Source organism: Delftia sp., assembly GCF_059499305.1.
In genome coordinates this window covers 61,414-82,930 of sequence record NZ_JCABYI010000012.1, presented here as the reverse complement: position 1 = coordinate 82,930, position 21,517 = coordinate 61,414, and the positions used below count along the sequence as shown (strand labels likewise).

Genomic DNA, 21,517 nt, shown 5'->3' with positions numbered 1-21,517 from the left:
GTGCTTGGGTCAGGTGGGGTTGCCTTGGTGCCGGGGTTCGGACGCCAGCATAAGGGCAAATTCAACCGCAGGCACCGCGGCGGACAGCAGATAGCCCTGCACGCAATCGCATCCGATGCTGCGCAGCAACTCCAGGTCCCGGGTGGTCTCCACGCCTTCCGCCGTCACCGTCAGGCCCAGCTGCCGCCCCAGTTGCACCGACGACGTCAAGGCCGCAGTCCGCACCTCGTCACCTGCCGCACCGGCCACGAAGGCCCGGTCGATCTTCAATTCGGTGAAGGGCGTGGAGATGAGGCTGTACATCGAGCTGTATCCGCGCCCGTAGTCATCCTGGGCCAGGCCGAAGCCCTTGAGGCGCAAACGGCTCGCGCTCATGTAGTAGTTGGCGGGTATGCCGACGGCCTGGTCCTCCAGCAGCTCGAACGTGATGTTCTCCGCAGCAATGCCGCACCGGGCCGCCATGCCGTGCAACTCGTCCGGCAGGCCGATATCGTCCAGCAGCGGTACCGGCAGGTTGACGGACACAGGCACGACATGTCCGGCACTGCGCCAGGCCAGGTGCGCCGACATGGCATCTTCCATCATCCGCACCAGCAAGGCATGGTCCAGCCCATGGAACCGGATGGCGGACATGAACGAGCCCGGCATCATGAAGCCGAACTGCGGATCGTTCCAGCGCGCCAGCGCTTCCACGCCGACGATGTGGCCCGTGAGCAGGGATTTCTTGGGCTGGAACCAGGCCTGTATGGTTTTCTCCTGCAGCGCCTGCACCAGGTGGGCCTTGGCGAAAATCGGCCGCTCCCTGATGCCGGCAGCGGTTTTCCCCTCGTTTGCATGGACGGACCTGAGTTGGCTGACCAGCGCCTGGACATGGTCCGTGCCGAACGGCTTCTGGAACATCCCGATGACGGAAAAGCCGGACTCCTTGGCCATGAGACTGACGCTGTTCATCAGCCGGCGCGAGCAGGAGGTGGATATCACGAGCATGGGATGCAGGTCGCGCCGGCTCAATTCATCGATGAACTGCAGGCCGTCCATGTCAGGCATCTTCAGGTCGGTGATGACGAGATGGAATCCGCCGTCGCCCAGCTTCTCCAGGGCCTCCCGCGCGTTGCAGGCCATGTGCGTGTCCGTGAGTCCCGCCTCCATGAGCAGGCTGCGCGCGTGCTCGCAGCACAGGGGATGGTCGTCCAGGATGAGTACTTTGAATGGGGCCAGCATGGGTTCAGGTCCTGCCTTGCTTGATGTTGTTCAAGGTGGTGCGCAGCACCGCCAACGTGAATGGCTTGCACAGCAGGTTGTCGAAGCCGGCCGGCAGTCCGTCGCCCTGGCCTTGCGATTGCTCTTGCGCCTGCGCCTGCGTCTGGGTCTGGGTCTGCGGCTGCGCATTGGCCGTCAGCCCGACGATCGGGCGGACATACCCGCGCTTTCTGAGCGCACGCGCCAGGGCCGGGCCGTCCAGCAACGGCATGTGCAGGTCGGTGAGAACGGCATCGAATTCGAGCAGGCCGGGCAGGGACAGCGCGTCCTGTCCATTGCTGGCCTGCTGGACCTCGCAGCCCAGCAACTGCAGCTGCTCTCGCAGGATGATCCTGTTGATGGGGTTGTCCTCGACGATGAGCACCCTCAGCCCCAGGGGCTCGTGGACCTGGGCGGCGGCATACAGGTCGGGGCGCGCACCCGGCGCAATGCCCTGCTGGGCCAGGCCCAGCGCATGGCCCACTGCCGGCACGCCAGGCGCGCTGGCCTCCCACACGCAGGCCTGCACGGTCTCGCGGGGGCTCTCGCCCGGCGCCAGCGCCAGAACGCATTTGCCCGTCCATTGCGGACGGCGCAGCGACCGTGGCCAGGCTTGCACCAGCACGGCCTGTTCATTGGGACCCTGCACCTGGTCCCGGTAGGGCTGGGCCATGGCGCCCCAATGCCGCAGCCAGGCGCACAGGTTGTGCACGACTTCCGGAATGGCTCCATCCACGTAGACGGTGTGCGGCAACAGACTGGGCACTGCCTCATAGCCTGCCGCGCTCTCGCGCGGCAGGCGCAGCTCGAATGACACGCAGGTCCCCAGTCCCGGCTGGCTGGCGGCCGTCAGCCGCCCGCCCATCTCCTGGCTGAGGCGCAGGCAGATGGACAGTCCCAGGCCCGCGCCCTGGACCTGCTGCTGGGTGGCCGCATGGGCACGGAAGTACGGGTCGAACAGGAAGGGCTGCTGCTCCGGGTCGATGCCGATGCCCGTGTCCTGCACCTGGAACCGCAGGTCGGTGCCTTCCTCGCTGTCGCCCATGACCTGCAGGCGAATGGCCACATGGCCGGAGAACGTGAACTTGATGGCATTGCCCACCAGGTTGTCCAGGATCTGCCGCAGCCGCAAGGCATCGCCCACCAGCAGGGGCGGCGTTTTCACATCGGAGACGGCATACAGCTGCAGGCCCTTTTGCTCGGCACGCGACAGCAGGCCTGCGGCCACGCTGTCGAGCAATTCGGTGGCCGAGAACGCCTGGGCCTCCAGCTGCAGCCGGCCCGCCTCGATGGCCGACAGGTCCAGGCTGTCGTTGACGATGCGCAGCAAGGAGGCCGATGCCTGCTGCATGGCCCCCAGGTAGCGGGTCTGTTCGGAAGGAACCCTGGACAGGGCCAGCAGCTCCAGCGTTCCCAGGATGCCAAAGAGCGGTGTGCGTATTTCGTGGCTCATGGTCGCCAGAAACTGCGTCTTGGCCTGGCTCGCCGATTCGGCGCGCTGCTTGGCATCGACCAGCGCTGCCTGCGCCTGCCTGAGCGCCGTCACATCGCTGACCAGGCAGAAGACCACCGGTTCGCCCCCGTGGGTCGTGGGCGTGGTGCGGACCTCCACCCATCGCCCGTCCCCCAGCGCCAGCTCACGCGGGCCCTGCTGCGTGCCCCCGGCCACGGCGTGCTCGAACCAGGAAGCATCACTGCACACCCACTGCCGGGCCAGCGCATTGGACAGCAGCAGGCTGCGATCGCTGCACCGCACCAGCGCCAGGCCCACGGGTGCCGTGTCCAGCAGCTTTCGGCAGAGTGCATCACTGGCGGCGCAGGCGCCTGCCCGGCTCCAGGCCGAAGCCGGCACGCCGCGTCGCAGCCGGCCCACGCACCATGCAAGTGCAGCCATGAGGGCAAGTCCCAGCGACACGGACCACAGCAGCAGCCAGGCGTGGGCCCTGACCAGTTGCCGCACGGGCTCCCAGCGGTCTGCAAGCCATGCGGCGTTGTTCACGGATTTGCGCAGCAGCAGCGATTCGGGAAGGCCCCGGCCCACATGCATCAGCGAATACAGCGGCACGAGGTGGTCCTGCGGTGCGCTGGTGCGCCACGGCCATGCCAGACCGGCCTGGGAATGGACGGCCGCGCGGGTCGCGCCCACGGCAGCGTCCAGCAGCAGGAAATACCGGTCCATGAAAAACAGCTGCATGTCCCCCACAGGCACATGCGCGCGGCTGCGGGATGGCGGCGCCGGGGCGGCATCGTCCCTGCCGCTGTGCAAGGCGCAGGCCAGCATGGCCATGATTGCCAGTGCAAATACCGTCCAATCACGCAGCGACGCCATCCAATCGCGCAGTGCCATGGACGGGCACCACCCGTGCCGAGTCGAGCGGGAAGAAAACAGAAGGTCTTGAAACTGGCGCATTGCCAAATCATAGGAATCGGATGAAGAAACAGGGCTAAGAATTTTCTTAATCCTGCAAACCCGTGCACGCCGCTTCACCCGGGAATATCGCCCGCCTCGCTTCGTCATCAAAGACCTTGTCCGATCTCTTCAGCGATTTCAGCAGTCTTGATGATTTAAGAAAATTCTTAGACCCAAACTCGGATGCCCCGGGGATCATTGCCGGCTTGATTCATCAACAAGGGCTGCTTCATTTTCTTGGGTCAGGCCCCGGGATATTCCACACAGACGCCGCACATGCGAAATTGCAGCGCCCTTTCCAGCAATTGCGCAATCAATGCCCGCAAGGCGTTTCGGCAGTCCATTTCAGGGAAAGTAAAAAGGCAATGAGCATATACAGGCAACGATTCACTCCCACGGCGGCACGCAGGCCCCTGCGCCTGTTCGCCCTGGCATTGCTGTCGCAAGGCTGCATCGCCACGGCCCACGCATGGACCGTCGTGGTGGACAGCGCCGCCGACGCAACCGGCCCGTGCGCCAGCACCGGCCTGGGCCCCTGCACGCTGCGCGATGCCATCACCTACGCCAACGCCAACCGCAACAAAGGTGGCGACAACCGCATCGAGTTCCGCATCGGTGCGGGGGGAGAGCAGACCATCGTCACTCAAAGCAACTGGAATGGCAGGCTCATGCAGCCCATTGCACCGGCCACATCGCTCACCGTGGACGCCAGCACGCAGCCCGGCTATGAGGACCACTTGCCACGCCGCCCCCTGATCACGCTGCAGTCAGGCAGCCCCGAGTTCGGCATAGGGCTCGAGCTGGCAGGCGCCATCACGGTGCGCGGCCTGGCGATAGGCGGCTTCAATACGGCCCTGGCGGTGACCGGCGACGGCAACACCGTGCTGGGCTGCCATATAGGCGTTGACGCATCGGGAACGGTTGCCATGGGCAATCGCAGCAACATCCTTGTCCACTCCGGCAACCGCAACCGCATCGGGAATCTGGATATTGGCGGGCGAAATGTCATTTCCGCGGCGGAAAATTCCGGAATATGGCTTTCCTGGCCAGGCGCGGGTACAGGAAACATCATTCAGGGAAACTACATAGGCACCGATATCACCGGCAATGCGGCCCTGGGAAACCAGGGAAACGGCATCAGCGTGGCATCCGACTTTACCGGTACGCTGATCGACAGCAACCTCGTCTCCGGCAATGTCAGGAAAACAGGCGGCTCCTCCGCGATTTCCATTTCCGGCGCCCACACGCTGGTGACCCGCAACCGAGTCGGAACCAATGCAGCCGGCACGGCCATGATTCCCAACAATGGGCCAGGCATTGCCGTATTCTTTTCGTCGGAGGGCGGACATCGCATTGGCACAGGCCCTGAGGACGGCAACCTGGTTGCCGGAAACAAGGAAACGGCCATTGAATTGAATGGAAACTACGGCGCACGCAACCCGAATACCCTGATTGCCGGGAATATCGTGGGAACCAGCCTGGATGCCAGCACCATGCTGCCCAATCAATGGGGCATCGTCATCAAGGATTCGGATGAGGTGACCGTGCGCGCAAACATCGTCGGTGGCAGCAAGGCGTCCGGCATACAGTTCCAGGGCGCCAGCAAGAACAACCTCGTGCAGGGCAACTACGTGGGCGTCAGTCCCCAGGGAACCCCCCTGCCCAATGGGGAAGGCGTTTCCTTCTTCCAGAAGGCCCATGACACCCTGGTCGGCGGTGACGACGCGGCACATGCCAACGTGATTGCCCACAACAGGCTGTTCGGCGTGGGATTGCGGGGGGACGAAGTCAAGGGCGTCTCCATGCTCGGCAATGCCATCTACGGCAATACCGAGGGAGGCATCGCACGAACCAGCCTGGCCAATGGAGATCCTGCCGAGCCGGTGCTGCTCACGGTGACGCCCGAGGGCCTGTCCGGCACGCTGGACAGCGTCGCCAACGAGAGCATGCGCATCGAGTATTTCTCGACGCCCAGGCTGCCCGACGGGCTGGTGGAGCGCGCCGCCGGCAAGGTTCTGCTCGGCTCGCAGACCGTGACCACCGATGCATCCGGCCATGCGCCCTTGGTGTTCAAGGGCGCCATGCCCCCGGGCGACCAGGCCGCTGTCACGGCGACCGCCACCCGGATTTCCACCGGTGACACCTCGCGCTTTTCCAACGCGATGGCGGCCAACGCCGCCCCCGTGGCCCTGCCGCAAGCCGTCACGACCCCGCAGGATACGGCGCTGTCCATCACCCTCGCTGGCACGGACTTCGAGTCGGACCCGTTGCGCTTCGAGATCACCGCCGGCCCCGCCCATGGCGTCATCAGCGGCTTCGATCCCCAGACGGGTACGCTGGTCTACACGCCGGCGGCCGGCTACTCCGGGCCCGATACCTTCGCCTTCACGGTATCCGACGGGCACCAGAGCGCTGCCGCACCGGCATCCGTGACCATCGAGGTGATCGCTGCCGATCCTCCCGATCCCGGCCCGGGCACCGATCCCGACCCCGGTCCGGGCACGGACCCAGGACCCGGTCCCGGCCCCGGAAATGTCCAGGCCGTTCCCGGCCTGGGCCAGGGTGGCATGCTGGCACTGTTGTGCGGCATGGCCTATCTGGCCAGCCGCAGGATGAGGAAAAGGCAGGCCTGAGCCCGCAGCGGGCGCAGGTCCCGCGCAAACGTCAGGCCGGCAACCAGCGCAGCCAGCGCGGCCGCCAGGTCAGGGTGAAGGCAATGGCCAGGGCGGCGGCTGCCAGCGTCATGATCCAGACCAGGGAGGCCATGGAGGCATGGTCCACCGCCAGGCACAGGCCCAGCGAGGCGGCCAGGCCTGAGGCGCCCAGCCAGCGCAGCAGCCTGACCTTGCCATCGGGCTGGGGCATGTCGCCGTGCACCTGCTCCCAGTGCACGTCCTTGGCCAGCGCAAACCAGGCCATGCCCAGCAGCGATGCCGCAAAGGCGGCGGCCAGCAGCAGTGCGTCCATCAGTCCCTCAGACATGGGCCACCTCCGCGGCGCGCGAGGGCATGGCGGGCGCGGCGCGCGTCTTGAGCTTGCGCGCCACCACCACGGCCAGCACGGCGCTGGCCAGCATGAACAGGTCCACGCCGGCCACCGGCCAGTAGCCCGCGCCCAGGGTCTTGAACAGGTGGTCGCCCGTGGTCAGCCAGTTCAGCAGCACGGCCACCACGGCCATGGCGGCCACGGCCCAGCACTGCTCGCGCCAGGCGGGGTTGGGCAGGCCCCGGGCCACGGGGGCGCTGCGCACAAAGGCATGCGCCATGGCCAGCAGCCAGGTGGCCCAGAAGAAATAGCGTTCCATGTCGCCCCGGCCCGGCCAGCCCTGGGGCATGGCCTCGGGCAGCAGGCGGTTGGCGATCAGCATGCCCAGCGTGGCCACCAGCATGCCGGTGACCGTGGTGACAGCCAGGGCATCGACCACGCGCGCGCCCTGCACGCCCTGTCTGGCGTGCTGCTTCTTGCGCTTTTCCACGAAGAAGACAAAGCCGGTGGCAATGCACACGCAGCCGGCCAGGCCGCCCAGCACGTACAGCCAGCGCAGCAGCCAGTGGCGGAAGTGCTGCAGGTGCAGGCCGGTGAGGAAGGTGTTGATGCTGTCCACGGCCGTGCGCGGAGGATCTTCGCGCAGCAGGGCGCCCGTGCTGGCCTTGAAGTGGATGCCCTCGCCCGTGAGCGCGATGCGGTCGGTGCCGGCGCGGTAGACGCTGACGTAGCCGTTGGCATCGCCCACATGGGTGACGGACAGGAAGCCCACGTCGCCGGCCATGCCCTTGGCGGCCCAGCGGCGCTGCGCCTCGGCCACCATGGCGTCCACCGAGGCCATGGGTGCGGCCACGCCGGCGCGGTCGTGCGGCAGGCCGGTTTCCTCGGCCTCCATCTTCTCGTGCAACTCGTGCAGGGGCTCCAGCTGGGTATGGGTGATGGGGAAGTAGATGCCCGCAAAGATCACCAGCCCCGTGAAGGCGAAGAAGAAGTGGAAGGGCAGCGCCACCACGCCAGTGAGGTTGTGCAGGTCCAGCACGCTGCGCTGCGTGGCCTTCTTCGGACGGAAGGTGAACAGCTCGCGGAAGATCTTGCGGTGCATGACCACGCCGCTGACCAGGGCCACCAGCATGATGAGCGCGGCAAAGCCCACGATCCAGTAGCCAAGGTTCATCCAGTTGAGCGTCAGGCTGTAGTGCAGCGGGTAGAAGAAGCGGCTGCCGATCTTGAGGTGGTCGTCCGGCAGGGATTCGCCATTGCGCGGGTCGATGGTGCGCATGGCCCAGATCAGGGTCTCGGGCTTCTTGGCGTTGGGCACCTCGTAGCCGGCGAACAGGCCCAGCACGGGATCGCGGTGGGTGGTGTAGGCGCCCCAGCGCTGGGGCGTGTCGAAGCGCTCGGGCAGCGGGCCGTTGACCTCGCCGCGCATGGCATCGCGCGCCTGGGCGTTGGGCTGCATGGACTCGAAGACCGGCTTGAGGATCTGGTCGTACGAGGGCATGGGCGTGGGCTCGAAGCGCGAGGCCGGGATGGCCCAGCGGTCGATCTCGCGGTCGAACACCGACAGCGCGCCGAAGAAGAAGGCGGCCATGAGCACGAAGCCGAGCGCAAGCCCGAACCAGGTGTGCAGCCAGGCCATGGAGAGGCGGAAGTTCTGGAACATGGGGCGTTCTCCGGATTCAGGGCAGCAGCATCTGCTGGAGCAGCGATGCGCAACCGGTCATGACAATGCCGCCGCCGGCCAGCACGGCCCAGACGCGCGGGAGGCTCTGCGCCGCAAAGGCCCAGAGGAACACCGTCAGAAACACCAGGAAGCCGAGGATGTAGCCCAGATGCTCGGCATCGTGGAACTCCATTCCGGCGGCAAACATCAGCGCCACGCCCAGGGCGATGAAGCCCCAGGTGAAGGCATAACCGCCGAAGACGGCGGCTGCAATGCGAACCAAAATAGTTTTCATTTACAAAGAAAAATACAGTCGTGGACCAAAGTGCTCGGGGCGCATTATCCCCGAGCGCCGTCAAAACCCGTGATCGGCCGTGGTGTCCCTATGCGGGCTGGCCTGCCGCCTGCGCCTTGGCCTGCGGTGCCGAAGGCTTGAGCGTGGGCGGCACGAACTGGAAGGTATCCGCGCGCGCCCCTGGCCAGTAGAGCTTGAACACGTTGTGCTGCTTGTCCAGCGGCCCCAGTAGAGCGCCGGGCTCCACGCGCAGGACCAGGTTGGCGAGCTGGCGCACCTCGGTGTCGGAGATGCGCCGCACGATGTGGTGGGCCGTGATGTCGCAGGGGTGCTCCAGGCCCGCCGCCTGCACCAGCTCCTGCAGCGCATGCAGGGTCTTGTCATGGAAGTTGGCCACGCGCGTGGCCTTGTCGGGCACGACCAGGGCCTTCTGGCGCGCCGCGTCCTGCGTGGCCACGCCCGTGGGGCAGTGGCCGGTGTGGCAGTTCTGCGCCTGGATGCAGCCCAGGGCCATCATGAAGCCGCGCCCGGCGTTGCACCAGTCGGCGCCCAGCGCCATCATGCGCGCGATGTCGAAGGCCGTGATCACCTTGCCGGCCGCGCCGATCTTGATGCGGTGGCGCAGGCCCACGCCGATCAGCGTGTTGTGCACCAGCAGCAGGCCTTCCTGCAGCGGCACGCCCACGTGGTCGGTGAACTCCACGGGCGCCGCGCCCGTGCCGCCCTCGGCGCCATCGACCACGATGAAGTCCGGCGTGATGTCCGTCTCCTGCATGGCCTTGACGATGGCGAACCACTCCCAGGGATGGCCCACGCAGAACTTGAAGCCCGTGGGCTTGCCGCCCGACTTCTCGCGCAGGCGGGCGATGAAATGCATCATCTCCACCGGCGTCCTGAAGGCGCTGTGGCTGGACGGGCTGATGCAGTCCACGCCCACGGGCACGCCGCGCGCGGCGGCGATCTCGGGGGTGACCTTGGCGCCCAGCAGCATGCCGCCGTGGCCGGGCTTGGCGCCCTGGCTGAGCTTGATCTCGATGAGCTTGACCTGCGGGTCGGTGGCATTGGCGATGAACTTCTCTTCGCTGAACGTGCCATCGTCGTTGCGGCAGCCGAAGTAGCCCGAGGCCACCTCCCAGATCAGGTCGCCGCCGTGCACGCGGTGGTGCTGGCTGATGGAGCCCTCGCCCGTGTCGTGCGCAAATCCGCCCATCTTCGCGCCCTTGTTCAGCGCCAGGATGGCATTGGCCGACAGCGCGCCGAAGCTCATGGCCGAGATGTTGAAGATGCTGGCGCTGTAGGGCTGGGTGCAGGGCGAGGCACCTTCATCGGCGCAGCCGATGGTGATGCGGAAATCATGCGAGGCCAGCCTGGTGGGCTGCATGGAATGGTTCACCCATTCATAGCCCTGGGCCGTGACATTGAGCTGCGTGCCCAGCGGGCGGCTGTCCGGGTCGCCCTTGGCGCGCTGGTAGACCAGGGAGCGCTGGGCGCGCGAGAACGGCAGCGCCTCATGGTCGGACTCGATGAAGTACTGCCGCATCTCGGGCCGGATGAACTCCAGCAGAAACCGCAGGTGGCCGATGATGGGGTAGTTGCGCAGCACCGAATGGCGCACCTGGGTCATGTCGCGCACGCCCAGCAGCGCCAGCGCGGCGCACACGCCGAAGCCCAGCCACCACCACAGCCCTCCCCACACCAGCGCCGCCACCAGCAGCCCCGCGCTGCCGACCAGGCTCAGGCAGAACGTGGTGTAGCGCAGCGGCACCCATGCGGGCAGGCGATGAACGGGAGAGGCAGACGTTGACATGGCGTGGGTCCTCGGAACGAGTTGACGATCTTGTGCATGCCGCGCCTTCGAGGGCGCGCTGTGCACAAGGTTAACCCACGATCCGCGTCAGCCCTGGCGCGGCCGGGCGCCGGCGCCCGTTGCCTGCGCGGCCGCAGGCAGCACGAACCGGAAGCTCGCCCCCTGCCCCGGCGGGTCCACCAGCTCGATGCGGCAGCCGTGCAGCTCCAGCATGCGGTGGACGATGCGCAGGCCCAGGCCGCCGCCGCGGCGGGCGCCGCCCACGGTGAAGGGGCGCTCGAACAGGCCTTCGCGCAGATCGGCCGGGATGCCGGGGCCGGTATCGGCCACGGTGACTTCGACGGCGTTGCCCGCCGCCGCCAGCGCCACCTGGATGCTGCCGCCTTCGGGGGTGTGGCGCAGCGCGTTGTCCAGCAGGTTGCCCAGCACGCGCTCGATCATCCCCAGGTCGGCCTGGACGACGGGCAGGCGGGCTGGGAAGTCGGCCCGCAGCGCCACCTGTCGCGCCTCGGCACGCAGCTCGAATTTCTGGAACACGTCCTGCACCAGGTCGGGCATGGAAAACGGCTCCGGCTCGGGCTGGACAAAGCCGTATTCCAGGCGCGCCAGCTCGAACAGGCTTTGCGCCAGCTCGCCCACCTTCTGGCTCTGTGCCAGGGCAATGCCCAGGTAGCGGCGGCGTTCGGTGGTGTCGAGCACGGCGTCCTTGAGCAGCAGCGTTTCCAGGTAGCCGTGCAGGGACGACAGCGGCGTGCGCAGGTCGTGCGAGACGTTGGCGATGAGCTCGCGCCGCTCCTGGTCCTGGCGCGTGAGGGCGCGCCACTGCTCGCCGATGCGCGCCACCATGCGGCGGTAGGCCGCGTCCAGCACGGCGATCTCGTCGCGGCTGTCCTGCGCGGCACCGGGCTGGGGGGCCGGCAGGTCCGGGGGGGTGCCATGGATGTCGAAGCCGGCCACCTCTTCGGTGAGCCGGCGCAGCGGCCGCGTGATCAGCGCAAAGGCCACCAGGCCGGCCACCAGGCACAGCAGCGCCACCAGGCCGATGGACCACAGCGCCGTGCTGAGCACCGAGTTGGCCGAGCCCTGCGCCACCAGCTGGTCATGCGCCTCGCCCTGCAGCACCACGTAGATGAAGCCCACTTCCTTGCCGTTGACGCGCAGCGGCGCCGCGCTGAAGACCTTGCGCCCTTCGGTGCTGCGCGGGTCGTCACCCAGGATGGGCAGCGTGCCGCCTTCCAGCAGCCGGTGCACGGGCGCCAGGTCCACGCGCTCGCGGCGCACGCGGCCGTCGGGGGCGGCATGGCCGGCAATGCGGCCGTCGGCGTCCAGCAGGTAGACCTCCACGCTGGGGTTGACCAGCATGAGCTGGTTGAAGAAGCTGCGCACGGCGCCGGGCATGAGGCCGTTGGCGTCGGTCAGCTGGGCGTCGCGCGCAATGCTTTCTGCCACGTCGCGCGACAGGCCCTGCACCACTTCCAGCTCGTGCATGCGGCTGGCGCGCAGCTGCATCCAGGCAGAGGTGCCGCTGCACACCAGCAGCAGCACGGCAAAGACCAGGGAAAGGCGCTGGGTCAGTGTCAGGCGCAGTTTCATGGTCATGCGCCCTCGCCCGCTTCGGCGAACTTGTAGCCGCGCCCCCAGACGGTGAGGATGCGCGCGGGCTGGGCCGGGTCGGCCTCGATCTTGGCGCGCAGGCGGTTGATGTGGGTGTTGACGGTGTGCTCGTAGCCCTCGTGCTGGTAGCCCCAGACGGCATTGAGCAGGTCCATGCGCGAGAACACCTTGCCGGGCTGGCGCGCAAAGAAGTACAGCAGGTCGAACTCGCGCGGGGTCAGGTCCAGCCGGGCACCATGAAGCCGGGCATCGCGCGCCACGGGGTCCATGGCCAGGCCGTCAATGGACAGGCTGCCGGACTCCAGCCGCGCATTCTGGGCCAGCGCCTCCACGCGGCGCAGCAGCGCCTTGACGCGCGCCACCAGCTCCAGCACGGAAAACGGCTTGGCCAGGTAGTCGTCCGCGCCGATCTCCAGGCCCAGGATGCGCTGCACCTCGCTGGAGCGCGCGCTGATGATGATGATGGGCGTGTAGCGCGCCATGGCGCGGGCGCGGCGGCAGATCTCCAGGCCGTCCACGCCGGGCAGCATGATGTCCAGCACCAGCGCGTCCCAGCCGCCGCGCTCCAGTTGGCGCAGGCCGTCGTCGCCGCGCGCGCAGTGCATGACTTCCAGGCCTTCGTCGCGCAGGTGCAGCGTGAGCAGGTCGGCGATATGGGCGTCGTCCTCGACGAGAAGTACGCGGCGCGTGGCGGTCATCGGATGCGGTTTCCTGGAAGTGGCGGGAGTGGCTGCCATTGTGCGCAATACCGGGGCCGGGAGTTATCACGAATCTTTGAACTCTGCGTGAGGACTTCGGGAGGCCGGCGCCCTAACCTGACTGGCATCGCATCGTTTTCAGACGCACGCAACCTTCAGGAGCACACCATGACCACCAGACGCCATCTTCTGTGGACTGCAGGCGCCGGCACCACCGCCGTGCTGGCGGCCAGCCTGTTCCCGCGCCGCGCGCCAGCGGCCGCCTCCAGCGAGGTCTTCGAGGTCAGCTACACGGATGCCGAGTGGCGCGCCCGCCTCACGCCCGAGCAGTACCGGATCCTGCGCAAGGAAGGCACGGAGCGTGCAGGCTCCAGCCCCCTGAACAAGGAGCACCGCGCGGGCACCTTTGCCTGCGCAGGCTGCGCGCTGCCCCTGTTCTCGTCCAAGACCAAGTTCGACAGCGGCACGGGCTGGCCCAGCTTCTGGCAGCCGCTGGACAAGGCCGTGGCCACGCGCCAGGACCGCACCTACGGCATGCTGCGCACCGAGGTGCATTGCCGCCGCTGCGGCGGCCACCTGGGCCATGTCTTCGACGACGGCCCCAAGCCCACGGGCCTGCGCTACTGCATGAACGGGCTGTCCCTGACGTTCACGCCCCAGCCTGCCTGAACCCGGGAGCCACGCCATGCTGCTGATCGTCCTGGCCTATCTGGGCGGGGTGCTGACCATCGTCAGCCCCTGCATCCTGCCGGTGCTGCCCTTCGTCTTTGCACGCGCCGACCAGCCCTTCGCCAAAAGCGGCCTGCCGCTGCTGGCGGGCATGGCGCTGACCTTCGCCCTGGTGGCCTCGCTGGCGGCCGTGGGCGGCGGCTGGGTGGTGGCCGCCAATGAGTACGGCCGCTGGCTGGCCCTGGGCCTGGTCGCCGTGTTTGCGCTGACCCTGCTGTGGCCCGGCCTGTCCGAGCGGCTGACGCGGCCGCTGGTGGCGGCGGGCTCGCGCCTGTCCGAGCGTGCCCAGGGCACGGACGGCGGCGCCCGCCCCAGCGCCTCGCTGCTGCTGGGCGTGGCCACGGGCCTGCTGTGGGCGCCCTGCGCCGGCCCCATCCTGGGCCTGATCCTCACGGGCGCCGCACTGCAGGGCGCCAACACCACCTCCAGCCTGCTGCTGCTGGCCTATGCGGCCGGTGCGGCCACCTCCATGGCGGCGGCCCTGCTGCTGGGCGGCAAGGTGTTTGCGGCGCTCAAGCGCATGCTGGGCGCGGGCGAATGGGTGCGGCGCGGGCTGGGCGCGGCCATGCTGGCCGGCGTGGGCGCGATTGCGCTGGGGCTGGACACGGGCGTGCTGGCGCAAGTGTCCACGGCCTCCACCGGCGGCCTGGAGCAAAGGCTGGTGGACCGCCTGAGCGGCAGGCCCGAGGGTGGTGCCATGGCCATGCAGGCCGGTCCCGCAATGATGGCCGCCGTGGACAGGGGCTCCGATGCTGGCCCGTCCCGCGCCGCCCTGCCGGACGAAGGGCTGGCCCCTGCGCTGGACGGCGCCACCGACTGGCTCAACTCCACCCCGCTGACGGCCGAACAACTGCGCGGCAAGGTGGTGCTGGTGGATTTCTGGACCTATTCCTGCATCAACTGCCTGCGCACCCTGCCCTATGTGAAGGCCTGGGCCGAGAAGTACCGCGACCAGGGCCTGGTGGTGGTGGGCGTGCATGCGCCGGAGTTCGCCTTCGAGCGCAAGCTGTCCAACGTGGAAAAGGCCATCAAGGACCTGGGCATCAGCTACCCCGTGGCCGTGGACAACGGCTACAAGATCTGGCGCGCCTTCAACAACCAGTACTGGCCGGCGCACTACTTCATCGATGCCCAGGGCCGCATCCGGCACCACCACTTTGGCGAAGGCGGCTATGCCGAGTCCGAGCGCGTGATCCAGCAACTGCTGCAGGAAGCCGGATCGAAGCAGGTGGACCTGGGCCTGATCGACGTGCAGGCCCAGGGCGTGCAGCAGGCAGCCGACATGGCAGCCGTGCGCTCGCACGAGACCTACCTGGGCTATGAGCGCGCCGAGCAATTTGCCGCCACGCCTGCCGCCGTGCACGACCAGGCCACCGCCTATGCCACGCCCGAGCGCCTGCCGCTCAACGCCTGGGGCCTGAGCGGCCAATGGACGGTGGGCCCGGAAAGCGCCACGCTGGACGGCGCCACCGGCCGCATCACCTACCGCTTCCAGGCACGCGACCTGCACCTGGTGCTGGGCCCGGGCAGCGATGGCAAGCCCGTGCGCTTCAAGGTGCTGATCGACGGCAAGGCGCCCGGCGCCTCGCGCGGCATGGACGTGGCCGCCGACGGCAGCGGCAGCGTGACCGCGCAGCGCCTGTACCAGCTGGTGCGCCAGGACGGTGGCGCAGCCGAACGCACCTTCAGCATCGAATTCCTGGACCCCGGCATCTCCGCCTATGCCTTCACCTTTGGCTGATCCCTGGCCGCTTCACTTTCATCGGAGAGACACCATGACCAACGATTCCCCCCTCGCCGCCGCACCCCGCCGCCGCGGCCTTCTCCAACTGCTGACCGGCAGCGCCGTGCTGCTGGGCGGCGCCCTGCTGTGGCAGGGCAGCGACCTGCAGGCGGCAGAGCAGGCCGTGCGCATTCCACCACCCGCGCAGGACATGCCGGCCACGGGCCAGGGGCCGCAGAAAGCCATCTTTGCGGGCGGCTGCTTCTGGGGCGTGCAGGGCGTGTTCCAGCATGTCAAGGGCGTGCAGCGCGCCGTCTCGGGCTACAGCGGCGGCACGGCGGCCCAGGCCTCGTATTCGGCGGTGAGCAGCGGCCGCACCGGGCATGCGGAGTCGGTCGAGATCACCTATGACCCGGCCCAGGTCAGCTACGGGCAACTGCTGCAGATCTACTTTTCCGTGGCCCATGACCCGACCCAGCTCAACCGCCAGGGGCCGGACACGGGCCCGCAGTACCGCTCGGCCATCTTCGCCACCGACGCCGCGCAGCTCAGGACCGCCCAGGCCTATGTGGCCCAGCTGGACGCGGCCAAGGTCTTCGGCAAGCCCATCGTGACCCGGCTGGAGGACAAGCCCAGCTTCTTCCCTGCCGAGAACTACCACCAGGACTTCATGACCGAGAACCCGCGCCATCCCTACATCGTCATCAACGACCTGCCCAAGGTGGAGCAGCTCAAGCGCCTGTTCCCGGACAGCTACCGGGCCGAGCCGGTGCTGGTCAAGCAGGCCGCGCGGCAGATGTAGCGCCTGCGCAGCGCGGGTGCCTTCAGGCATCGGGGGCGGCTGCCGTATGAGACATTTGCGGCATGCCCTCCAGCCTGCAGACCGCACCCAACCCGCCCGCGCCCCTTCCCGCGGCCCCTGTGGCCCCCACCCGCGCCGAAGCCCTGCGCTACTGGCTGAAGCTGGGCTGCATCAGCTTTGGCGGGCCGGCCGGGCAGATCGCCATCATGCATGAGGACCTGGTGGAGCGGCGGCGCTGGATATCGGAGGGGCGCTTCCTGCATGCGCTCAACTACTGCATGCTGCTGCCCGGCCCCGAGGCGCAGCAGCTGGCCACCTATATCGGCTGGCTGCTGCACCGCACCTGGGGCGGCATCGTGGCCGGCGGGCTGTTCGTGCTGCCCTCGCTGCTGCTGCTGATCGGCCTGTCCTGGATCTATGTGGCCTTCGGCCATGTGCCGGCCATTGCCGGCATCTTCTACGGCATCAAGCCGGCCGTGACGGCGCTGGTGGTGCAGGCGGCCTGGCGCGTGGGCTCGCGCACCCTGCGCAACGGCTGGCTGTGGGGCATTGCCGCGGCGGCCTTCGTGGCCATCTTCGCGCTGAAGCTGCCGTTTCCGCTGATCGTGCTGGCGGCCGGCGCACTGGGCTACCTGGGGGGCAGGCTGGCGCCGCGCCACTTCGCCCCTGCAGGCGGGCACGGCCCGCGCGGGGGCAGCCACGGCCCGGCCGTCATCGACGATGACACGCCCGTACCGGCCCATGCACGGTTCAGCTGGCGTTTTTTCAGCCAGGTGCTGGCGGCCAGCCTGGGGCTGTGGGCGCTGGCGCTGGGCCTGCTGGCCGCCGCCTTCGGCTGGCAGGGCGCGCTCACCCAGATGGGCTGGTTCTTCACCAAGGCGGCGCTGCTGACCTTTGGCGGCGCCTACGCCGTGCTGCCCTACCTCTACCAGGGCGCCGTGGACCACTACCACTGGCTCACGGCCACGCAGATGATGGACGGGCTGGCCCTGGGCGAGACCACGCCGGGGCCGCTGATCATGGTGGTGTCCTTCGTGGGCTTCCTGGGCGGCTGGAGCACGCAGGTGTTCGGCCCCGATGCGCTGCTGCCTGCCGGCGCCGCCGCCGCCCTGGTCGTGACCTTTTTCACCTTTTTGCCGTCCTTTGCCTTCATCCTGCTGGGCGGCCCCTTCATCGAGTCCACCCATGGCAGGCTGGGCTTCACCGCGCCGCTGACGGGCATCACGGCCGCCGTGGTGGGCGTCATCGCCAACCTGGCCGTGTTCTTTGCCTGGCATGTGCTGTGGCCGCAGGGCTGGGCGGGTCCCTTCGACTGGCCGTCCGCACTGCTGGGCCTGGCTGCGGCGGCCGCGCTGCTGCGCTGGAAAGTGGGCGTGATCCCCGTGGTGGTGGGCGCGGGGCTGGCCGGCCTGGCGATCACGCTGGCGCGCCAGGTTGGATAGGAAAGGCTGCGGCATGGTTTCGACCACGGATGGGCATTTCAGCTGGCTGCGCTGCCGCAGCGCAGGCGTGGAGGCCGTGGCCGCCGACACGGCGAGGCACTTTGGGCGGCATACCCACGAGCAGTACGGGATCGGCCTGATCGAGCGTGGCGCGCAGAAGTCCGCCAGCGGACGAGGTCTGTACGAGGCCGGGGCCGGCGACCTCATCATGGTCAACCCCGGCGAGCTGCATGACGGCATGCCCCTGGGCGATGGCGGTCGCGCCTGGCGCATGCTGTACCTGGAGCCCTCGGTCGTGGCCGGGCTCATGGCGGACATGGATGGCGCAGGGCCGGCGACCGGCTTCGAGTTCCGCCAGCCCGCCGTGCGCGACCCGCGCCTGGCCGCGTGTTTTCAGACCCTGTACCGCAGGATGACCGGCAGCGGCGAGCCAGCGGACGCCCTGGACCTGGACGAAGCCCTGCTGCAGCTGCTGGGCGGCATGCTGCAGCGCCCTGCCCCGGCGCCCCGCGCACCGGCCCCCATCACACTGGCCCGCGCCCGGATGGACGACGATCCCGGTGCGCCGCTGACCCTGGGCGCCCTGGCCCACGAGGCGGGCCTGAGCCGCTACCAGTTCCTGCGTGCCTTTGCGCGCGCCACGGGCATGACGCCCCATGCCTATCTGCTGCAGCGGCGCCTGCACCAGGCGCGCAGGCTCATCGCCGGCGGCATGCCGCTGGCCGAGGCCGCCGTGTACAGCGGCTTTGCCGACCAGAGCCATATGACGCGCCTGTTCGTGCGCAGCTTCGGCATGGCGCCCGGCTTCTATGCCAGGGCAGCAAGCGCCTGCGCTGCGTGACGCGCTGCAATTTCCTTCAAGACCACGCAAACCGGCCTGGCGAGGATGGAGATCACATCCCCTCTCCACTCACAAGGCCAGATCTTGCCGTTCTCCTACGCACCCTCCATCCCCCGCGACTTTCCTGAACTGGCCACGCAGACCTTGCTGCTGCGCGGCCTGTCGCCCGACGTGCCCGCACACGCCGTGATCGCCCCCTTCATGGCACAGGCCAGGCAGAACCTGGCCTGCACCCCGGAAAGCGAGATGCCATCCATCCAGGCCTGGCGGCGCGGCTTTGCCAGGATGGGCCTCAAGCCCACGCAATACCGCTGCGCCGCCGAGGCCCTGCTGCGCCGCCTGCGCAAGGAGGGAGATCTGCCGGGCCTGCATCCGCTGGTGGACCTGTGCAATGCGGCCTCGGTGGCCTTTGCCATTCCCGTGGCCGTCTTCGACCTGGACCGCATCAGCGGCTGCCTGCAGGTGCGCCCCGCAACCGGCAGCGAGGTCTACGAGACCTTCTCGGGCGAGATCGAATATCCCGAGCCCGGCGAAATCATCTTTGCCGACACGGCTGGCCGCGCCCACGCCCGGCGCTGGTGCAACCGCCAAAGCGGCCACTCGGCAGTGCGCGAATCCACCGTCAACGCGCTGATCGTGACCGAAGCGCTGCACGCCACCGGCAAGACGGATACGCAGCAGTTGGTGCAAGCCTTGCAGGCGGCGGCCGGTCGGCTGTGGCCCGAGGCCGTTTCACACCCAGGCAACCCCTTGCAGGCCGCCCAGGCCTGAGGCGACCGGGGCCGTTGGCGCCCCGGCGCGAAGAGGGCTATCACGCTGCGCGGACTTCCCGCAAGCAAGACCGTACGCGTATCGCACCGCCCTGCACATCGACCCGCAGGTCCCTTCAGAACAAGCTTCTACGCTATCAAATTGATAACAATGCGTTGCATGCTACATACAAATGAAAAGAAAAAGAAATCATTCCCATTGTCATTCTAGAATCCGCACCCGCCATGACAGGCTGCGCTGCTGGCCCCAGGGCCGGCAGCAGCGCCGACGCACCCAGAGCACGCCCCACGGCACAGGTTTCCCAGCTCTCGACCATTGACCATGCTTACCCAAAGACTCTCGCGCACGGCAGTTGCGCATGCCGCCCTGCTTGCCCTGTGCGGCGCAGCCCACGCGCAGGCTCAGCCTGACAAGGTCCCCGAGGCCACGCTCGCCCCGGTCACCGTGAACGCAGGCACCGAGAAGGAAAATCCCACCAGCCCTGTGGTGGGCTTCACCGCCAAGCGCGCCATCTCGGCCACCAAGACCGACACGCCGCTGATAGAGACGCCCCAGGCCATCAGCGTGGTCACGCGCGACCAGTTCGAGGCCCAGGGCGTGCAGACGCTGCGCCAGACCACCGCCTACAGCGCCGGCGTGGTGTCCAACTATTTCGACAGCCGGGTGGACAGCTTCTCGGCACGCGGCGGCAGCGTGAGCCAGTACCAGGACGGGCTGCTGCGCACCTACGGCACCTACAACACCAGCCGGCCCGACCCCTACACGCTGGAACGCGTGGAATTCCTGCGCGGACCCTCTTCCGTGCTCTACGGCCAGGGCAGCGTGGGCGGGGTGCTCAACCTCACCAGCAAGCGCCCGCAGGCCGAGGCGCTGCGCGAGGTGCAGGTGCAGGTGGGCAGCTACGGGCGCAAGCAGATCGCCACCGACCTGACCGGCGCCGTCACCGAAGACGGCCAGTGGCTGTACCGCCTGGTGGCCGTGGGCCGGGAAAGCGGCACCCAGGTGGACCATGTGAACGACGACCGCCTGGTGATCGCGCCCAGCCTGACGTGGAGGCCCAGCGCCGATACCTCGCTCACGCTGCAGGCGCTCTACCAGAAGGACAAGAGCGGCTCGCTGATCGGCTTCTTCCCCTGGCAGGGCACGCGCCTGCCCAGCCCCTACGGCCAGATTCCCACCAGTACCTTCATCGGCGAGCCCGGCTGGGACTCGTTCGACACAGAGAACAAATCCTGGGGCTACCTGTTCAGCCACCGCCTGAACGCGGACTGGACCGTGCGCCAGAACCTGCGGCGCACCATCAGCGACGTGGACTACCGCTCCATCTACACCAGCTTCACCGCCATCCCCGGCCAGGGCCGCCCTGCGCGCCCGGTCTTCAACCCCGACAACCGCAGCGTCTACCGCGATGCCTCCTGGCAGGTCAACGGCGGGCGCATGCTGGTGATCGACACGCAGCTCGAAGGCCGGCTGCGCTGGGGCACCGCAGAGCACACCGTGCTGGCCGGCATGGATGCGCAGCGCAACAGCACCAGCCAGTCCACCTGGCGCGGCCTGACTGCGCCGTTTGACGTCTACAACCCCGTCTACGGCAATTTCACGCCGCCCACGGCCTCGCAGCTGGTGCGCCAGCCGGGCGTGTCCCAAAAGCAATTGGGCTTCTACGCCCAGGACCAGATCAAGTGGGGCCGCTGGACCGCCACCCTGGGCCTGCGCCACGACAGCGCCCAGACCGATACCGAAGGCCGGCCCGCCTCCGCCGTGGACGAGAAGGCCTGGACCAAGCGCGCAGGCGCCACCTACCAGATGGATGGTGGCTGGGCGCCCTACCTGGGCTACTCCGAGTCCTTCCAGCCGCTGGGCGGCGTGAACGTCTACGGCACGCCCTACAAGGCGCAGCGCGGCGAGCAATGGGAAGCCGGCGTGAAATGGCAGCCGCCGGGCCAGGGCCTGTCGGCCTTCGCCGCCGTCTACACGCTGCGCGAGAAGAACCGCAAGACCACCGACCCCGCCAACCCGCTCAACAGCCTGCAGATCGGCGAGGTCAAGGTCAACGGCTTCGAGGCCGAGCTGACCGCCAGCCTGGCCCGCCACTGGGACGCCACCCTGGCCTATGCGTACACCGACGCCGTCATCTCGCGCAGCAATGGCGGCGACCAGGGCCAGCGCGTGACCAACGTGCCGCGCCACACGGCGTCGGCCTGGCTGACCCACCGCTTTGCCAGCGAAGGACGCGGCGGCTGGAGTCTGGGCGCGGGCGTGCGCTACACGGGTTCGCAGTGGACGGGCACCAGCCTGGTGGACACGCCTTCGGCCACCCTGCTGGACGCCATGGTGTCCTATGACGCCGGCCCATGGCGCCTGGCCTTCAACGTGGTCAACCTGACCGACAAGGTGCAGATCACGCAGTGCCTGGCACGCGGCGACTGCTTCTACGGCCAGCGGCGCACCTTTGCGGTGACGGGAACGCACCGCTTCTGAGAGCCGCCGCCGTGCGC

At 68.2% G+C, this 21,517-nt stretch carries 16 protein-coding genes; 8 read left to right on the top strand and 8 right to left on the bottom strand.

The genetic code is table 11. From position 1 onward, the window contains the following. Positions 1 to 9: 9 nt before the first annotated feature. Positions 10 to 1,221, bottom strand: a complete 1,212-nt coding sequence (locus tag AC5I49_RS09230) for an EAL domain-containing response regulator (protein WP_017407842.1) — start codon at positions 1,219 to 1,221, stop codon at positions 10 to 12. 4 nt (positions 1,222 to 1,225) lie between these two features. Further along, on the bottom strand, positions 1,226 to 3,586 hold the full coding sequence (locus AC5I49_RS09225) for an ATP-binding protein (protein WP_495789229.1): 2,361 nt from the start codon (positions 3,584 to 3,586) through the stop codon (positions 1,226 to 1,228). A 179-nt stretch (positions 3,587 to 3,765) separates the two neighbouring features. Between AC5I49_RS09225 and AC5I49_RS09220 the strand changes: the two genes are divergently transcribed. Further along, positions 3,766 to 6,282, top strand: coding sequence for a cadherin-like domain-containing protein (locus AC5I49_RS09220; protein ID WP_495789228.1), 2,517 nt, complete (start codon positions 3,766 to 3,768; stop codon positions 6,280 to 6,282). Positions 6,283 to 6,313: 31 nt separating this feature from the next. Here AC5I49_RS09220 and AC5I49_RS09215 read toward each other — a convergent pair whose 3' ends face one another. The 6 genes from AC5I49_RS09215 to AC5I49_RS09190 all read right to left on the bottom strand — a co-directional run bounded on the left by AC5I49_RS09215 (position 6,314) and on the right by AC5I49_RS09190 (position 12,711). Beyond that, entirely contained in the window at positions 6,314 to 6,631 is a 318-nt protein-coding gene (locus AC5I49_RS09215) for a DUF3325 domain-containing protein (protein WP_046984647.1), read from the bottom strand. Continuing rightward, a complete protein-coding gene (locus AC5I49_RS09210) occupies positions 6,624 to 8,297 on the bottom strand; it encodes a PepSY-associated TM helix domain-containing protein (protein ID WP_016448164.1) in 1,674 nt (557 codons plus the stop codon). Before AC5I49_RS09210 ends, AC5I49_RS09215 begins: the two co-directional genes overlap by 8 nt. Positions 8,298 to 8,313: 16 nt before the next feature. Further along, positions 8,314 to 8,592, bottom strand: coding sequence for a hypothetical protein (locus AC5I49_RS09205; RefSeq protein WP_016448165.1), 279 nt, complete (start codon positions 8,590 to 8,592; stop codon positions 8,314 to 8,316). 88 nt (positions 8,593 to 8,680) lie between these two features. Continuing rightward, on the bottom strand, positions 8,681 to 10,399 hold the full coding sequence (locus AC5I49_RS09200; RefSeq protein WP_034364403.1) for an FMN-binding glutamate synthase family protein: 1,719 nt from the start codon (positions 10,397 to 10,399) through the stop codon (positions 8,681 to 8,683). A gap of 87 nt (positions 10,400 to 10,486) precedes the next feature. Continuing rightward, complete coding sequence (locus AC5I49_RS09195; RefSeq protein ID WP_034364401.1) at positions 10,487 to 11,992, bottom strand: sensor histidine kinase; 1,506 nt, start codon at positions 11,990 to 11,992, stop codon at positions 10,487 to 10,489. A 2-nt stretch (positions 11,993 to 11,994) separates the two neighbouring features. Further along, positions 11,995 to 12,711 (bottom strand): response regulator transcription factor, encoded by a 717-nt coding sequence (locus AC5I49_RS09190; protein WP_016448168.1) that lies wholly within the window; start codon positions 12,709 to 12,711, stop codon positions 11,995 to 11,997. 168 nt (positions 12,712 to 12,879) lie between these two features. On the opposite strand from AC5I49_RS09190, the gene msrB reads away from it, so the two are divergent. The 7 genes from msrB to AC5I49_RS09155 all read left to right on the top strand — a co-directional run bounded on the left by msrB (position 12,880) and on the right by AC5I49_RS09155 (position 21,500). Beyond that, positions 12,880 to 13,380, top strand: a complete 501-nt coding sequence (msrB, locus tag AC5I49_RS09185) for a peptide-methionine (R)-S-oxide reductase MsrB (RefSeq protein WP_047217267.1) — start codon at positions 12,880 to 12,882, stop codon at positions 13,378 to 13,380. Between the two features lie 16 nt (positions 13,381 to 13,396). After that, on the top strand, positions 13,397 to 15,181 hold the full coding sequence (locus AC5I49_RS09180) for a cytochrome c biogenesis protein DipZ (RefSeq protein WP_495789227.1): 1,785 nt from the start codon (positions 13,397 to 13,399) through the stop codon (positions 15,179 to 15,181). Between the two features lie 34 nt (positions 15,182 to 15,215). Then, positions 15,216 to 15,965, top strand: coding sequence for a peptide-methionine (S)-S-oxide reductase MsrA (gene msrA, locus AC5I49_RS09175; RefSeq protein WP_244386238.1), 750 nt, complete (start codon positions 15,216 to 15,218; stop codon positions 15,963 to 15,965). Between the two features lie 62 nt (positions 15,966 to 16,027). Then, on the top strand, positions 16,028 to 17,407 hold the full coding sequence (gene chrA / locus AC5I49_RS09170) for a chromate efflux transporter (protein ID WP_495789226.1): 1,380 nt from the start codon (positions 16,028 to 16,030) through the stop codon (positions 17,405 to 17,407). A gap of 13 nt (positions 17,408 to 17,420) precedes the next feature. Next, on the top strand, positions 17,421 to 18,248 hold the full coding sequence (locus AC5I49_RS09165) for an AraC family transcriptional regulator (protein WP_495789225.1): 828 nt from the start codon (positions 17,421 to 17,423) through the stop codon (positions 18,246 to 18,248). A gap of 84 nt (positions 18,249 to 18,332) precedes the next feature. Beyond that, positions 18,333 to 19,019, top strand: coding sequence for a B3/B4 domain-containing protein (locus AC5I49_RS09160; RefSeq protein WP_034364393.1), 687 nt, complete (start codon positions 18,333 to 18,335; stop codon positions 19,017 to 19,019). A 321-nt stretch (positions 19,020 to 19,340) separates the two neighbouring features. Beyond that, a complete protein-coding gene (locus AC5I49_RS09155; protein ID WP_495789224.1) occupies positions 19,341 to 21,500 on the top strand; it encodes a TonB-dependent siderophore receptor in 2,160 nt (719 codons plus the stop codon). Positions 21,501 to 21,517: the final 17 nt, after the last annotated feature.

Bases quoted from the DNA above. Each gene is read 5' to 3' on its own strand.
- AC5I49_RS09195 (WP_034364401.1), bottom strand. From the start codon at position 11,992: ATGAAACTGCGCCTGACACTGACCCAGCGCCTTTCCCTGGTCTTTGCC.
- chrA (WP_495789226.1), top strand. From the start codon at position 16,028: ATGCCCTCCAGCCTGCAGACCGCACCCAACCCGCCCGCGCCCCTTCCC.
- AC5I49_RS09230 (WP_017407842.1), bottom strand. From the start codon at position 1,221: ATGCTGGCCCCATTCAAAGTACTCATCCTGGACGACCATCCCCTGTGC.
- AC5I49_RS09215 (WP_046984647.1), bottom strand. From the start codon at position 6,631: ATGTCTGAGGGACTGATGGACGCACTGCTGCTGGCCGCCGCCTTTGCG.
- AC5I49_RS09165 (WP_495789225.1), top strand. From the start codon at position 17,421: ATGGTTTCGACCACGGATGGGCATTTCAGCTGGCTGCGCTGCCGCAGC.
- AC5I49_RS09190 (WP_016448168.1), bottom strand. From the start codon at position 12,711: ATGACCGCCACGCGCCGCGTACTTCTCGTCGAGGACGACGCCCATATC.
- AC5I49_RS09180 (WP_495789227.1), top strand. From the start codon at position 13,397: ATGCTGCTGATCGTCCTGGCCTATCTGGGCGGGGTGCTGACCATCGTC.
- AC5I49_RS09200 (WP_034364403.1), bottom strand. From the start codon at position 10,399: ATGTCAACGTCTGCCTCTCCCGTTCATCGCCTGCCCGCATGGGTGCCG.
- msrA (WP_244386238.1), top strand. From the start codon at position 15,216: ATGACCAACGATTCCCCCCTCGCCGCCGCACCCCGCCGCCGCGGCCTT.
- AC5I49_RS09155 (WP_495789224.1), top strand. From the start codon at position 19,341: ATGCTTACCCAAAGACTCTCGCGCACGGCAGTTGCGCATGCCGCCCTG.
- msrB (WP_047217267.1), top strand. From the start codon at position 12,880: ATGACCACCAGACGCCATCTTCTGTGGACTGCAGGCGCCGGCACCACC.
- AC5I49_RS09205 (WP_016448165.1), bottom strand. From the start codon at position 8,592: ATGAAAACTATTTTGGTTCGCATTGCAGCCGCCGTCTTCGGCGGTTAT.
- AC5I49_RS09225 (WP_495789229.1), bottom strand. From the start codon at position 3,586: ATGGCACTGCGCGATTGGATGGCGTCGCTGCGTGATTGGACGGTATTT.
- AC5I49_RS09210 (WP_016448164.1), bottom strand. From the start codon at position 8,297: ATGTTCCAGAACTTCCGCCTCTCCATGGCCTGGCTGCACACCTGGTTC.